This window comes from Roseateles oligotrophus (assembly GCF_025717515.1).
GTDB lineage: Bacteria > Pseudomonadota > Gammaproteobacteria > Burkholderiales > Burkholderiaceae_C > Paucibacter_A > Paucibacter_A oligotrophus.
This window is the reverse complement of record NZ_JAJIRN010000004.1, coordinates 41,133-54,783: the sequence shown is the minus strand read 5'-3', so window position 1 is coordinate 54,783 and position 13,651 is coordinate 41,133. Positions and strand designations below refer to the sequence as shown.

15 protein-coding genes are annotated in these 13,651 nt (G+C 61.0%); 11 read left to right on the top strand and 4 right to left on the bottom strand.

Going from position 1 to position 13,651, the window contains the following annotated elements; translation table 11 throughout:
• Window positions 1–3: 3 nt before the first annotated feature.
• Window positions 4–231: a DUF2909 domain-containing protein gene (locus LNV07_RS09340; RefSeq protein WP_263570898.1), complete on the bottom strand. Its 228-nt coding sequence runs from the start codon at window positions 229–231 to the stop codon at window positions 4–6.
• A 30-nt stretch (window positions 232–261) separates the two neighbouring features.
• On the opposite strand from LNV07_RS09340, the gene LNV07_RS09335 reads away from it, so the two are divergent.
• Genes LNV07_RS09335 through LNV07_RS09315 form a run of 5 tightly spaced genes read left to right on the top strand, consistent with a single transcriptional unit; the run spans window position 262 to window position 4,396 of the window.
• Complete coding sequence (locus LNV07_RS09335) at window positions 262–1,017, top strand: SURF1 family protein (RefSeq protein ID WP_263570897.1); 756 nt, start codon at window positions 262–264, stop codon at window positions 1,015–1,017.
• A 1-nt stretch (window position 1,018) separates the two neighbouring features.
• Window positions 1,019–1,684, top strand: coding sequence for an SCO family protein (locus tag LNV07_RS09330; protein ID WP_263570896.1), 666 nt, complete (start codon window positions 1,019–1,021; stop codon window positions 1,682–1,684).
• Between the two features lie 4 nt (window positions 1,685–1,688).
• Complete coding sequence (locus tag LNV07_RS09325) at window positions 1,689–2,813, top strand: COX15/CtaA family protein (protein ID WP_263570895.1); 1,125 nt, start codon at window positions 1,689–1,691, stop codon at window positions 2,811–2,813.
• A gap of 29 nt (window positions 2,814–2,842) precedes the next feature.
• On the top strand, window positions 2,843–3,763 hold the full coding sequence (gene cyoE / locus LNV07_RS09320) for a heme o synthase (protein WP_263570894.1): 921 nt from the start codon (window positions 2,843–2,845) through the stop codon (window positions 3,761–3,763).
• Window positions 3,764–3,766: 3 nt separating this feature from the next.
• Window positions 3,767–4,396 (top strand): SCO family protein, encoded by a 630-nt coding sequence (locus LNV07_RS09315; protein WP_397545542.1) that lies wholly within the window; start codon window positions 3,767–3,769, stop codon window positions 4,394–4,396.
• Between the two features lie 84 nt (window positions 4,397–4,480).
• Here LNV07_RS09315 and rpoH read toward each other — a convergent pair whose 3' ends face one another.
• The 3 genes from rpoH to ychF form a co-directional block, all read right to left on the bottom strand.
• Entirely contained in the window at window positions 4,481–5,410 is a 930-nt protein-coding gene (rpoH, locus tag LNV07_RS09310; RefSeq protein ID WP_263570893.1) for an RNA polymerase sigma factor RpoH, read from the bottom strand.
• 155 nt (window positions 5,411–5,565) lie between these two features.
• On the bottom strand, window positions 5,566–6,072 hold the full coding sequence (locus LNV07_RS09305) for a chemotaxis protein CheW (protein WP_263570892.1): 507 nt from the start codon (window positions 6,070–6,072) through the stop codon (window positions 5,566–5,568).
• Between the two features lie 163 nt (window positions 6,073–6,235).
• Complete coding sequence (gene ychF / locus LNV07_RS09300) at window positions 6,236–7,327, bottom strand: redox-regulated ATPase YchF (RefSeq protein WP_263570891.1); 1,092 nt, start codon at window positions 7,325–7,327, stop codon at window positions 6,236–6,238.
• Window positions 7,328–7,433: 106 nt separating this feature from the next.
• Here ychF and LNV07_RS09295 point away from each other — a divergent pair, with 106 nt between their 5' ends.
• The 6 genes from LNV07_RS09295 (at window position 7,434) to LNV07_RS09270 (ending at window position 13,636) form a co-directional block, all read left to right on the top strand.
• On the top strand, window positions 7,434–8,546 hold the full coding sequence (locus LNV07_RS09295; RefSeq protein WP_263570890.1) for an FAD-dependent monooxygenase: 1,113 nt from the start codon (window positions 7,434–7,436) through the stop codon (window positions 8,544–8,546).
• Between the two features lie 41 nt (window positions 8,547–8,587).
• Window positions 8,588–9,295: a DsbC family protein gene (locus tag LNV07_RS09290; protein ID WP_397545541.1), complete on the top strand. Its 708-nt coding sequence runs from the start codon at window positions 8,588–8,590 to the stop codon at window positions 9,293–9,295.
• Window positions 9,296–9,411: 116 nt separating this feature from the next.
• On the top strand, window positions 9,412–9,873 hold the full coding sequence (locus LNV07_RS09285) for a DUF3429 domain-containing protein (RefSeq protein WP_263570888.1): 462 nt from the start codon (window positions 9,412–9,414) through the stop codon (window positions 9,871–9,873).
• Between the two features lie 8 nt (window positions 9,874–9,881).
• Window positions 9,882–11,687 (top strand): M61 family metallopeptidase, encoded by a 1,806-nt coding sequence (locus tag LNV07_RS09280; protein WP_263570887.1) that lies wholly within the window; start codon window positions 9,882–9,884, stop codon window positions 11,685–11,687.
• 47 nt (window positions 11,688–11,734) lie between these two features.
• Window positions 11,735–12,799 (top strand): DUF3108 domain-containing protein, encoded by a 1,065-nt coding sequence (locus LNV07_RS09275; RefSeq protein ID WP_263570886.1) that lies wholly within the window; start codon window positions 11,735–11,737, stop codon window positions 12,797–12,799.
• A gap of 48 nt (window positions 12,800–12,847) precedes the next feature.
• A complete protein-coding gene (locus LNV07_RS09270) occupies window positions 12,848–13,636 on the top strand; it encodes an enoyl-CoA hydratase (RefSeq protein ID WP_263570885.1) in 789 nt (262 codons plus the stop codon).
• Window positions 13,637–13,651: the final 15 nt, after the last annotated feature.

The following is a 13,651-nucleotide window of genomic DNA, read 5'->3' as shown; positions in this document are numbered from 1 at the left end:
TCTTTACTGGCGCATCGGCAAGCCCGAGGGTTCGATCCAACCCATCAAATAGCTGAACAAGATGAACAAGAACAAGGCCACCGAGATGCCAACGCGCAAGGCTAGGGCCCTGGCCATATTCGGGCCGCGTTTGCTCTTGTCGGAGCCGCTGCTGTTCTTGAGCATGAACAGGCCGGCGGCGCCGAGTGCTCCAATAATGCCAATGAAGGCCAATAGAAATACTGTTTTCATGGGCGGCGATTATCCGCTGTGCGCTTGCCCATGAAGCTATCTGTTCGCGCCGTTGCCTTGTTGTTCGGCACGATTTTCTCGCTTGCTCTGACCTTCAGCCTGGGGTTTTGGCAGTTGGACCGGGCCAAGCAAAAGGAAGCCCTGCAAGCCGCTGTAGTGGCGAATGGCGAAAGACCGCCATTGCAATCCGCTGAATTGAGCGGAGTGGTCGGCAAGGACGAACTCGCCAAGGCGCAGTTGCATCGTCGGGTCTTGTTGCGAGGCTCATGGCTGAGCGAGCGCACGGTGTTCTTGGATAACCGGGCGATGGGCGGGCGAACCGGTTTTTTCGTCCTAACGCCTCTGCAGCTTGAGGGCCGCAGCGAGGTGGTGTTGGTGCAGCGCGGTTGGTCGCCGCGTGACGCGCTTGACCGTACGCGCCTGCAAAGCGTGCCTACGCCGACGGGATTGGTGACGGTATCCGGCCGCTTGATTGCGGCGCCGTCCAAGGTCTACGAGTTTGCCGCAGCACCGCTCGGCACGATCCGGCAAAATCTCGACCTTCAAGCCTTCGCGCAAGAAATCGACAAACCAATTTTGCCGGTTACTGTGCTGCAGCTTGCAACCGCCCGGAGCGACGGCCAAGCCGTTGCGGATGGGCTGTTGCGTGAATGGCAGCCGCCGGATTCGGGCCTGCACAAGCACTATGGTTATGCCTTTCAATGGTTTTTGCTGTCCGCCTTAATTCTGGGTCTCTATGTCTGGTTCCAAACAAAACGCATCCGCAAACAAGCCAAGCCGTCTTGACTTGGATCGCGACCCCGTCGCCATGACGGTGCACGGCATGCCCGACCTGCAGGAGGTCGCCATGCAGCAACGTACCCGTGGTGGCCGCGTACGCATGATGCTGGTGATCGCTGCTTGCGCGGCGCCTGTCCTGGCTTCGTACTTCACGTTCTACGTGATACAGCCCAGAGGCCAAGCCTATGGTGAGCTGATCACCCCCACGGTTGACCTGCCACCAAACCTGACCCTGCATGATTTAGCCGGCAAGCCGGTGGCTTCCGAGTCGTTGAAGGGCCAATGGCTGCTGACCTTGGTGCAGGCGGGTGACTGCGATGCCGAATGTGAACGACAGCTCTTTATGCAGCGCCAGTTACGAGAAATGTTGGGCAAGGAGCGCGACAAGGTCGACAAACTTCTGCTGCTGGCCGATGACGCCGCTCTGACGCCGGCCTTGCAGCAAGCCTTGGCCCAAGGCGTGCCGGTGACCGTCTTGCGTGCGCCTCGCGCAGAGTTGGAGGCTTGGTTGAAGCCGGCGGCTGGCATGGCGTTGCGGGATCACTTATTCGTGATTGATCCGATGGGGCGTTGGATGCTCAGGTCGCCGGTTACACCTGATCCCTCAAGGGTCAAGAGCGATTTGAATCGCCTGCTCAAAGCCAATTCGAGTTGGGACAAGGCCGGGCGTTGAGTCTATGACTGCTGCAGCGTTCGACTTCACCCCCTTGTGGCAGTTGGCGGGGCTAGGTACCTTGCTGGCATGCGGGCCCTTGCTATGGTTGCGCATGCGCACGGCCGGTGCCGGCCCGCAGGCCAGGCTGCGAGCGTTGTGCTTGCTGACTTTGTTCCTGACCTTTGATCTGGTGGTGTTTGGTGCCTTCACGCGCCTTACCGATTCCGGCCTGGGGTGCCCCGATTGGCCTGGCTGTTATGGCAGCGCCTCGCCGCTGGGCGCGCGGGACTCGATCCACGCGGCGCAGTCGGCGATGCCGACCGGTCCGGTCACGCATGGCAAGGCCTGGGTCGAGATGGTGCATCGCTATCTAGCCAGCGCAGTGGGCGTGTTGATTCTGGCCTTGTGCGCGATGAGTTGGCGGCAGGCCTTGGCTGCCAAGAAGGCGGCCGGCCCGGTATCCCCTTGGTGGGCAAGCTTGACCTTGCTCTGGGTCTGCTTGCAGGGCGCGTTTGGAGCCTTGACGGTGACGATGAAGCTATTCCCCGCCATCGTCACCTTGCATCTGCTGGGCGGCGTAGGTTTGCTGATGTTGCTGGCATGGCAGGCTCAGGCCTATCAACCCAAGCCCTTGGCGCTGGGCGGGAGCTTTCGCTGGGCGGCAGTTGTCCTTTTGTTGCTCAGCCTGGTCCAAGTGGCCTTGGGCGGTTGGGTCAGCACCAACTATGCGGTCTTGGCCTGCTCGGACTTTCCGCAATGTCAGGCCGGCCAATGGTGGCCGGCACTGGACTTCGAACATGGCTTTACCCTTTGGCGCGAGTTGGGTGTTGGAGCGGACGGTGCTTGGCTTCCCTTTGCCGCCTTGACAGCGATTCATCTGACTCACCGGATTGGCGCAATGGTCGTCTTCTCGGCGCTGCTGTTGTTCACTTGGCGGCTGTGGCGCACAGGTCAGCGCGAGGCCATTCTTTGGGCGCGCCGGTTATTGCTGGTCGCTGCCTGGCAATTGCTCAGCGGCGTGTCCAATATTGTGTTGGACTGGCCTCTGTTGGCCGCCTTGGCACATAGCGGGGGAGCCGCAGCATTGTTGGTTCTTCTGACGATGCTGTTGGCCCGGCTCCGCCAAGCCCGCCCAATTTGCCATTGATACATAAATTTCACGTACTCTAAGTTCCTATGGCCTCATCCCCTCCTGTTACCGCCAAGGCGTCGCCAAGTTCTACTTGGCAGCAGTACTACCAATTGACCAAGCCGCGCGTGGTTCAGTTGATTGTTTTTTGCGCGATCATCGGCATGGCTTTGGCCATTCCAGGCCTGCCCTCCGGTGCGCAATGGGGGGTGATTCTGGCGGCTACCCTGGGCATCTGGCTGGTGGCTGCTGCAGCGGCGGCGTTCAACTGTCTGGTCGAGCAGCAAATTGATTCCAAGATGAAGCGCACTGCGTGGCGGGCGACCGCTCGGGGGGAGCTCAGCCGGGTTCAGACCTTGAGTTTTTCGGCGCTCCTATGTGGTATTGGCATGGCAATTTTGTGGTTTTTGGTCAATCCGCTGACGATGTGGCTGACCTTCGCGACCTTCATTGGCTATGCGGTGATTTACACCGTTATCCTGAAGCCGATGACGCCGCAGAACATCGTCATCGGCGGGGCTTCGGGTGCGATGCCGCCGGTCTTGGGTTGGGCTGCGTTGCGCGGTGATGTCGGGCCCGAGGCCATGCTTTTGTGCCTGATCATTTTCTTGTGGACGCCGCCGCATTTCTGGGCCTTGGCGCTGTACCGGACCGAGGAATACCGCAAGGCGGGTCTGCCAATGTTGCCGGTCACGCATGGTGCCCAGTACACCCGCTTGCAGATATTTTTGTATACCTGGATCTTGTTGGCTGCAACTTTGTTGCCATTTTTGACTGGCATGAGCGGCTGGATCTATTTGGTCAGCGCGGTGCTGCTTGGCCTGGGCTTTTGTGCCTATGCCTGGAAGCTCTGGCTTGAGTATTCGGATGAGTTGGCGCGCGCCACTTTCCGGTTTTCCATTCTGCATTTGTCGCTGTTGTTTGCGGCCCTGCTGATCGATCACTATTTGCTGCCTTGGACGACCTGAACAATGAAAAATCTACCTGGATTGAAGCGCTCGATCGCTTTGGCAGCCTTGTTGGGTCTTGGCATGACTTTGACGGCCTGCGATCAACTCGGATTGGGTGGCACGGCCAAGACCGCGTTCCAGGGTGTTGATCTGACCGGTGCCGAATACGCTCGCAGCCTCAATTTGACCGACCAAGACGGCCGCAGCCGCAGCCTGGCCGAATTCAAGGGCAAGATACCCGTGGTGTTCTTCGGTTACACGCAATGCCCCGATGTCTGTCCGACAACCCTGGCCGAATTGGCCGAGGTCAAACGATCATTGGGCGCCGACGGCGAGCGGGTGCAAGGGATCTTCGTGACGGTCGATCCGGAGCGCGATACCGCGCCTTTGCTCAAGGCCTATGTGGCCAGCTTTGACCCCAGTTTCGTCGCCTTGCGTGGCAGCGACGAGCAGACCAAGGCGGTGGCCAAGGAGTTCAAGATTTACTTTGCCAAGGTGGCGGGCAAGACGCCCGAGAGCTACACCATGGACCATACGGCCGCCAGTTTCATCTTCGACGGTCAGGGCCGGGTGCGGGTGTTCTCACGCTATGGCTCGGGCGCGCCGGCCTTGGCCAACGACATCAAGCTGCTGTTGGCGGAGAAGAGTTAAGGCCAGCCCCAGCCTGCTGCACCAAAACAAAGAAGCCCCAGGCTGCGAAGCTCTGGGGCTTTTTTCAAAGTGGTCAGATGCAAATCAGGCCGGCGTCAGGGCCTTGCGCATTTTCTTCATTGCAGCCACCTCGATCTGGCGAATTCGCTCCGCGCTGACGCCATATTCGGCCGCCAGTTCGTGCAAGGTCATGCCGCCGCTATTGTCGTCATTGACGTTCAACCAGCGCTCCTGCACGATGCGCCGACTGCGCTCATCCAGCGCCTCCAGCGCCTGGTTAATGCCGTCGCTGGCCAAGGAATTGCGGGCCTGTGTTTCCAGCACCCGAGTTGGTTCCTGGCTTTCGTCGGCCAGATAGGCGATGGGTGCATAGCTTTCGCCGCCATCGCCATGATCGTCGGTCTGCGGCTCTAGCGCGACATCGCCACCCGACATCCGGGTTTCCATCTCCAGCACTTCTTCGCGCTTCACGTTGAGCGTTGTCGCTACGTGATCCAGTTGCGCTTCGGTCAAGCTGTTGCGGTGGCTCATATCGTCCGACTGGTCTTCCTTCATGCTGTGCTTCATCGAGCGCAGATTGAAGAACAGTTTGCGCTGGGCCTTGGTGGTGGCGACCTTCACCATGCGCCAGTTGCGCAACACATATTCGTGAATTTCGGCCTTGATCCAGTGCATCGCATAGCTGACCAGGCGAACGCCCTGATCCGGGTCATAACGCTTGACCGCTTTCATCAGGCCAACATTGCCTTCTTGGATCAAATCACCTTGCGGCAGGCCGTAGCCCATGTACTGGCGCGAAATCGAGACCACCAAGCGCAAATGGGATAGCACCAATTTCCCGGCAGCCTCCACGTCGCCGCTGTCGCGCAGGCGCCGAGCGGCTGCGCCTTCTTCTTCGGCGGTCAGCAGGGGCAGGCGGTTGATGGCGGAGATGTAAGCATCCAGATTGCCCAAAGAGGGCACCAGCGACCAAGGGTCACGTACCGTCAAAGCAGAGGGGGTAGACATCGTCATCTTCTTTCGCAAAGCAAACCTTTTCAGGTCGACAAATACAATGTTAGCACTCCCTCAAGAGGAGTGCCAAAAGTTCGGGGTTTCTAAAATATCCCCACGTAAAAGCGGGGCTGCAGCGAGGGTGCTTACTAACTTTTCGGAAATTTAGCGGATCTTCAATCCATCAAGCCGAAGTCGGGGCTGGCCACCATGGCTTCGATATCGAGCAGGATCAGCATGCGTTCGCCGATCTTTCCAAGCCCGGTGATGAAGCGCGCATCAAGGGCCGCAGCCACCTCTGGCCTGGCCTTGATCTGGTCGCTGTTGAGCTCCAGCACGTCAGACACCGCATCCACCACAATGCCCACCACGCGCTGGCAAACGTTCAAGACGATCACCACGGTGAAGGCGTTGTATTCGCCGCTTTGACCCAGGCGCAATCGCAGGTCAACGATGGGCACGATTACCCCGCGCAAATTGACCACCCCCTTGACGAAATTGGGCGCATTGGCGACCCGCGTCGGTGGCTCATAGGAGCGAATCTCTTGCACCCGGAGGATGTCCAGCCCGTATTCCTCGGTGCTCACATGAAAGGTCAGGAATTGTTTTGATCCCGGCCGCGCCTGATCCGACGAGTAAGTGGCGTTGGAGCCGGAAGATGAAACCAGTGCGGTAGTGCTCATGGATTGGACGGGCTAGCAAAGCGTTGCGGGAAGGCCTAGAGATTGAAATTGTGCCGAAATCCATTTTGCGCCGATCCGGGCGATCCAGTCATTGAATCAGGCCCGGTATGGCGTCTCTTTCGGGTAATGCGCAAAAAAAAGCCCCGGTGACCGGGGCGTGGAATCAGGAGCTGAACAAGAAGTTCAACACGTCGCCATCCTTGACCACATATTCCTTGCCTTCGGCGCGCATCTTGCCGGCGTCCTTGGCACCTTGTTCACCCTTGTAGGTGATGAAGTCTTCATAGGCAATGGTCTGGGCACGGATATAGCCGCGCTCGAAATCGGTGTGAATCACACCGGCGGCCTGCGGGCCGGTATCGCCCTTGTGGATGGTCCAGGCGCGCACTTCCTTGACGCCGGCGGTGAAGTAGGTCTGCAGGCCCAGGAGGTTGTAGCCGGCGCGAATCAAGCGGTTCAGGCCCGGCTCATCCTGGCCCATTTCGGCCAGGAACATGGCCCGGTCCTCATCCGACATTTCGGACAACTCGGCCTCGGTCTTGGCGCAAATCGCCACCACCGGAGCGCTCTGGGCCGTCGCGTATTCGGTCAGGCGATCCAGGAAGGGGTTGTTCTCGAAACCGTCTTCGGCCACGTTGGCGACAAACATCGCAGGCTTGGCCGTGATCAGGCATAGCGGCTTGAGCAGCACCAGCTCTTCCTTGCTGAAGTCAATGCCGCGCACCGGTTTGGCTTCGTTCAGCGCGGCTTCGCATTTCTCCAAGACCTTGACCAAGGCAATGGCGTCCTTGTCGCCGGCCCGCGCCACCTTGTTGTAGCGGTGCAAGCTTTTCTCGACCGTGCCCATATCGGCCAGGCAGAGTTCGGTTTGAATCACCTCGATGTCGGAGATCGGATCGACCTTGCCGCTGACGTGAATCACATTGCCGTCTTCAAAACAGCGCACCACGTTGACGATGGCGTCGGTCTCGCGGATGTGGGAGAGGAATTTGTTGCCCAGGCCTTCACCCTTGGAGGCGCCGGCCACCAGGCCGGCGATGTCCACAAACTCGACCACGGCGGGCAGCACGCGCTCGGGGTGGACGATCTCGGCCAGGGCGGCGAGGCGCTTGTCGGGCAACTCGACCACGCCCACATTCGGCTCAATCGTGCAGAAGGGGTAGTTCTCGGCGGCGATGCCGGCCTTGGTCAGCGCATTGAAAAGGGTGGACTTGCCAACGTTGGGCAGGCCCACGATGCCGCATTTGAGGCTCATGGAAGGCTTTCTGGGTGTGGTGCGGGAGACGCAAAGGCGGGATTTTAGTCGCTCCTGCGCAAAGTCCCGATCTGGAGGCCATCGGCGGCTTGCCTACAATGGCCGGATGCATAGATATGAGGTCTTGGTTCGTGGTTCGGGATGTGTCGGGCGCAGCTTGGCGCTGGCCCTGGGGGCGCAGGGTATGCGCGTCGCCTTGCTGGGCAGCGCCGACGTCAGCCCTGCCCAGCGCGAAGATGTGCGCAGCTATGCCTTGAACGCAGCCTCGGTACGCTTGTTGCGCGAACTCAAGGTTTGGGATTCATTGCCCGCCGATGCCATCAGCCCGGTCTACGACATCAAGGTCAGCGGTGATCAAGCCGGCGCCTTGCTGGAATTTTCAGCCTGGCAGCAGGGCGTGTCCGAGTTGGCTTTTATCGTCGACGCCGGCGCGCTGGAGCAGCAACTCGCCACGGCCTTGCGTTTTTCTCCCCATGTGCAAATCGTTGACACGCCGGTGCTGGCCGATTTGACGGCGCTGTGTGAGGGTCGCGACTCGTTGCAGCGTGCCGAATTGGGCGTGCGTTTCGAGTCCCATGCTTATGGCCAGCGCGCGATTGCTGCGCGCTTGGTCACCGATCGCGCCCATCAAGGCGTCGCCCGCCAATGGTTCAGGTCGCCGGATGTGCTGGCATTGCTGCCGATCGATGCGCCCAATGCCGGTGCGTCGTATGGTTTGGTGTGGTCTTTGCCCGAGCAGCAAGCGCTTGATCTGCTGGCAGCGCCCGTGGCCGAGTTTGAAGCGGCGCTCAACGCCGCCAGTGGTGGCGAGGCTGGTTCGCTGAGTCTGGCAAGTGGGCGTTCGGCTTGGCCGCTCGCCTTGGCGCGGGCCGAGCCCGTGCAAGGGCCGGGTTGGGTGCTCTTGGGTGACGCGGCCCATTTGGTGCATCCCTTGGCGGGTCAAGGCCTTAATCTGGGCTTGGCCGATGTGGCCGCCTTGGTTGGGGTGCTGGCCGCCAAAGAAGCCTGGCGCTCGGCCGGCGATGAGCGCCTCTTGCGCCGCTTCGCGCGTGCAAGGATGGCGCCCAATTGGGCCATGGGCGAGTTGACCGATGTGCTTTTGAAAGTTTTTGCCAGTGAGGCGATGCCTGTGCGTGAGTTGCGCAACAAGGGCTTGAGCGCACTGAACTCTGTTCCCCCCTTGAAGCGTTGGCTGACGACGCGAGCCTTGGGTCTTTGATATTTTTGCTTGGTTCTGAACCTATGAAGAAGTTGACATCGATGACAGTTGCTGGTGCTCTACTGCTGGCCTTGCCCCTGTTGGCGCAGGCGAATGAGGCGGTGATTCGCAAAAGCCTGGCCGAGCGCTTGGCCGGCCTGCCCAAGGTCGAGGAAGTCAGGCCCAGCCCGATGCCCGGGCTGTGGGAGATCCGCATCGGCAACGAAATTCGCTACACCGATGCGACCGGCAGTTATTTGATCGAAGGTGAGTTGATCGATCTGCGCACCCGCAAAAACCTGACCGAGGAGCGCGTCACCAAGCTGCAAACGGTCGACTTTGCCAACCTGCCTTTCAAAGACGCGGTGGTATGGAAAACCGGCGACGGCAAGCGCCGCATCGCGATTTTCTCCGACCCGAACTGCGGCTATTGCAAGCGCTTCGAACGCTCTTTGCAAGACGTCAAAGACTTGACCGTCTACACCTTCATGATTCCGATTCTGGGTGGCGACTCACCAGAGAAGGCGCGCGCGGTCTGGTGCGCCAAGGACTCCACAGCCACTTGGCGCGCCTGGATGCTGGACGGCAAGGCGCCGGCCAAGCCTGTGGGCGCCTGTGATGACGGCGCGATCGAACGCAATCTCGCTTTGTCCAAGCGCAGTCATGTCAGCGGTACGCCGGCGATCATCTTTGAAGACGGCAGCCGTGCGCCTGGTGCCTTGAGCGCCGAACAATTGGAAAAGCGCCTGCAGAGCATCGGCAAGTCCTAAGGCCGAAACTCGGCGGGGCCGAGCTCTGATGCGTACTTTCAGCCGACGTTTTTTCAGCCGGCAGCACCTCGACTTGGGGCTTTGGCCTCACTATTTTCAGCTCCGGAACTCGCAGCATGCCCGTCGCCGCTAACACTCTTGCACCGCTGCCACTCAACCCGATGGCCGTCAAGCTTGCCTATCTCGGGCTGGTCCCCTTTGCGCTGGGGGCTGCCTTGGTCTGGCTCTTGGGCGGCTACAGCCCGGAGGCCTATTTCCATGTCACCCAGGCGATGTCGGCTTTCGCGGCGGTGACGATCTCCTTCTTGGGTGGCATCCACTGGGGGCTGGCTTTTCGGCAGTCGGCGCCACAAGCACAGCCCTTTGTCTGGGGGGTTGTGCCTTCGCTGGTGGCCATCGTGGCGGTGCTGATGCCGCCGTCCTCGGGCTTTGTTCTGCATGGTGTGATGCTGGTGCTGTGTTATCTGGTGGATAGGCGCCACTACCCGGCTTTGGGTGCGGCGGCCTGGTTGACGCTGCGCTTTCGGCTCAGCTCGGTGGCGGCCCTGTGCTGCTTTTTGGCTGCGGCCGGGAGCTGAGATTCGCGATGACAAGCATTCACTATCTGATCGAGCTTGCCGACCCCAAGACCCATGTCTTCAAGGTCACATTGACAATTGCCGCACCCGCAGACTTGCAGCGGGTCAGCCTGCCGGCATGGATCCCCGGCAGCTACCTTGTGCGTGAGTTTGCCCGCCACCTGAGCGGGCTCACGGTGACTCAGGCCGGCCAGCCGCTTGCGCTTGAACAGCTGGACAAGGCCAATTGGCAGCTTCGCTGCAACGCAGCGGAACCCTTGCTGTTGAGCTATCGGGTCTACGCCTTTGACAGCTCTGTGCGCGCAGCGTTTTTGGATGCCGACCGTGGCTTCTTCAATGGCACCGGCCTGTGTCTGAAGGTGCATGGCTGTGAGCATGAAAGCCATGCGATCGCGTTCGGCCCCCTGCCCGAGGGCTGGCAGGTCGCCACCGCGATGACGCAGACGCCCGACGGTCGCTATCAAGCCGCAGATTACGACGAACTGGTGGATCATCCCTTCGAGCTGGGGCGGTTCTGGCAGGGTCAATTTCAGGCCGGCGGAGTCGCCCACAAGCTGGTCGTTAGCGGGGCCTTGCCGGCCTTTGATGCCGAACGTTTGCTGGTCGACTCGCAGCGCATTTGCGAGGCGCAATTGGCCTTCTGGCATGGGCCTGAGGCCAAGCGTCACAGCCCCTTGCCTTTTGGCAGTTACACCTTCTTTTTGAACGCGGTTGAAGACGCTTACGGAGGCCTCGAACATCGGGCCAGCACCGCATTGATTGCGCCTCGGCGTGACTTGCCGCGTGTCGGTCAAACGGAAGTCAGTGATGGCTATGTGCGCTTGCTGGGCTTGATCAGCCACGAGTATTTTCACAGCTGGAATGTGAAACGCCTCAAGCCGAATACTTTTGCCGAGCTGGACTATGCGCAGGAGAACTACACCGAGCTGTTGTGGTTCTTTGAGGGCTTTACGTCCTATTACGACGAACTGATGCTGGTGCGCTGCGGTCTGATCGACGAGGCGCGCTATCTGAAACTGCTGGCCGCCAACTTCAACGGGGTGTTGGCCACGCCGGGACGCAAGGTGCAGAGCCTGGCTCAGTCCAGCTTCGACACCTGGATCAAGTATTACCGGCCGGATGAAAACTCACCCAACAGCACGATCAGCTATTACGGCAAGGGTGCCTTGGTGGCGCTGGCGTTGGACTTGAGCTTGCGCAGCGCCGACACGGCACCAAGCAGTCTTGATGAGTTGATGCGCGCGCTTTGGCAGCGCAGTCATGCGGGTTTGACTACCGGCGCATGTGGCGCCATTGGCGAAGCGGACATATTGGCCGTGATCACCGAGCTGGGGGGCAGCGCCTTGGCCGAACGGTTCGAGCAATGGGTGCATGGCACCGACGATCTGCCGCTGCCGGCCTTGTTCGAGCGAATCGCGGTGCAGCTGCGCAGCGACAAGTCGACGCTCGCGCAACGCCTGGGCCTGCGTGTGAACGAGTCGGGGGCGGGCGCCGGTGCCAGCCTGTCCGTCAAGCAGGTGCTTGTCGGTTCGGCTGCGTTGGCCGGTGGCTTGTGTGCCGGGGATGAAATCTTGGGCTGCAATGGCTGGCGTATCCGTCGCCTTGAGGATGCCGCGCTGACCCTGTCGGGCACGATGGAGTTGAGTTTCCTGGTTTCGCGCGATCAGCGCCTATTGACCTTGGCGACGCAGTTGCCGGCGTCCGGGCTGGCTTCGTCCACCAATGCCGACAGTTGCGAGCCGGTGTTGTTCAGTCTCGCCGAGAAGGCGCCGGTGCGCGCCGCTAGTCTGCGCAAGGCATGGCTGGGCGGCTGACGGTAAAGCCTGCGACCACGGCAAGAAGACGAGCGTGGTGGCTTGCCTTGTTGCTGCTGCCGGTGCTGCTGGCGCACCTATGGCTGGGTGAGGCTGTTCATAGGCTGCGCCTGAGTTGGGACGAGGCCGTTGCGCCTATGCCCAAACGCTTGGTGGTGGCCTATGTCCGGGAGTTGAAGGCGGCCGTGCCTGCTATTCGCCCGGCTGCGCCGACCGCCAAACCCAAATCCAGGCCCAAGCTTCAGCCTGCAGCGCCGCAGCCAATGCCTTCGCCAGAGTCGCCTGTGCCGGAACCGCCCGAGGCCGCCAGCGATGCCGAGCCAACCACGCCGGAGCCCGCCGCTTCGGCGCCGGAACCTGGCCCGCAGCCAGGCGAGGGTAGCGAGCCCAAGCCGCCCGCCTTGGCCGCCAGCGAACCTGCCTCTGAAGAGGCGGAGCCCGGCCCGGAATGGCCGCTCTCCACCCTGCTGCGCTACCGCTTGAGCGGCAATTACCGTGGCGAGGTGCACGGTAACGCGCAAGTCGAGTGGATACGGCAAGGTCAGCACTACCAGATGCATCTGGATGTGGCGATAGGTCCCAGTTTCGCCCCGCTGATTTCACGCCGCATGAGCAGCGACGGGCGGCTGACGCCGGCCGGCGTCAACCCGCTGCGCTATGACGAAGACACACGGGTGATGTTTGCCCAGAGGCGGCGTTCGACGCTGCTGTTTCACGGTGACAGCGTGACCATGCCCAATGGCAACCGAGAGCCGGTGCCGGCCGGCGTGCAGGATGCGTCCAGCCAATTCGTGCAGCTGACCTGGCTGTTCTTGACCGGCCGTGAGCCGCTGAAGGCGGGCCATGTGATCGACATCCCGCTGGTATTGCCCAAGCGTCAATACCTGTGGCGCTACGAGGTGCTGGGCGAAGAGGAGCTGCAAACGCCGATGGGCCCGCTGGCGACCTGGCATTTGAAGCCCTCGAAGGCGGCCGGAGGTGGCGACTTGACCGCCGAGGTCTGGATAGCGCCTTCGCTGCAATACCTGCCCGTGCGGCTGCGCATTCGGCAAGACGAGCAGACCTTTATCGATCTGATGTTGAACTCAGCGCCCAGGCAGGCCGCACCCTGAGGCCGCTGGCTCTATAGTGGCGGCCAAGCAATTCACAGGAGAACTCCAATGAGCTACGAATGCATCATTGCCGAAGTACGCGGCGACGGCGAACGCAAGACCGGCTTGATCACGCTGAACCGGCCCAAGCAGCTGAACGCGCTGAATGACCAATTGATGGATGAAATGGGCCAAGCCTTGCTGGCCTTTGACGCCGATGACAGCATCGGTTGCATCGTCTTGACCGGCTCCGAGCGCGCCTTCGCGGCCGGCGCGGACATCCCGACGATGGCGCCGCACACCTTCATCAGCGCTTTCAAAAGCGGCCTGATCTCGAAGAACTGGGAAACCATTCTGCTGATCCGCAAGCCGGTGATCGCGGCGGTGGCGGGCTTTGCGCTCGGCGGCGGTTGTGAGCTGGCGATGATGTGTGACTTCATCATCGCCGCCGACACGGCCAAGTTCGGCCAGCCCGAGATCAAGCTGGGCATCATCCCTGGCGCCGGAGGCACGCAGCGCCTGCCGCGCGCGGTGGGCAAGAGCCGGGCGATGGACATGCTTTTGACCGCCCGCATGATGGACGCGGCCGAGGCCTCGACGGCAGGCCTGGTGTCGCGTGTGGTGCCGGCCGAGAAGTTGATGGAAGAAGCGCTGACTGCCGCCGAGACCATCAATGGCTTCAGCGGACCCTCGGTGATGCTGATCAAGGAACTCGTTAACCTGGCCTACCAAGGGCCGTTGAAGGACGGCGTGGCGGTCGAGAGGCGCTACTTCCATGCGCTATTCGGTACCGATGATCAGCGCGAGGGCATGGACGCCTTCATCAACAAGCGCAAGCCGGGGTTTACGCAGAGCTGAACAAAAAAAGCGGCC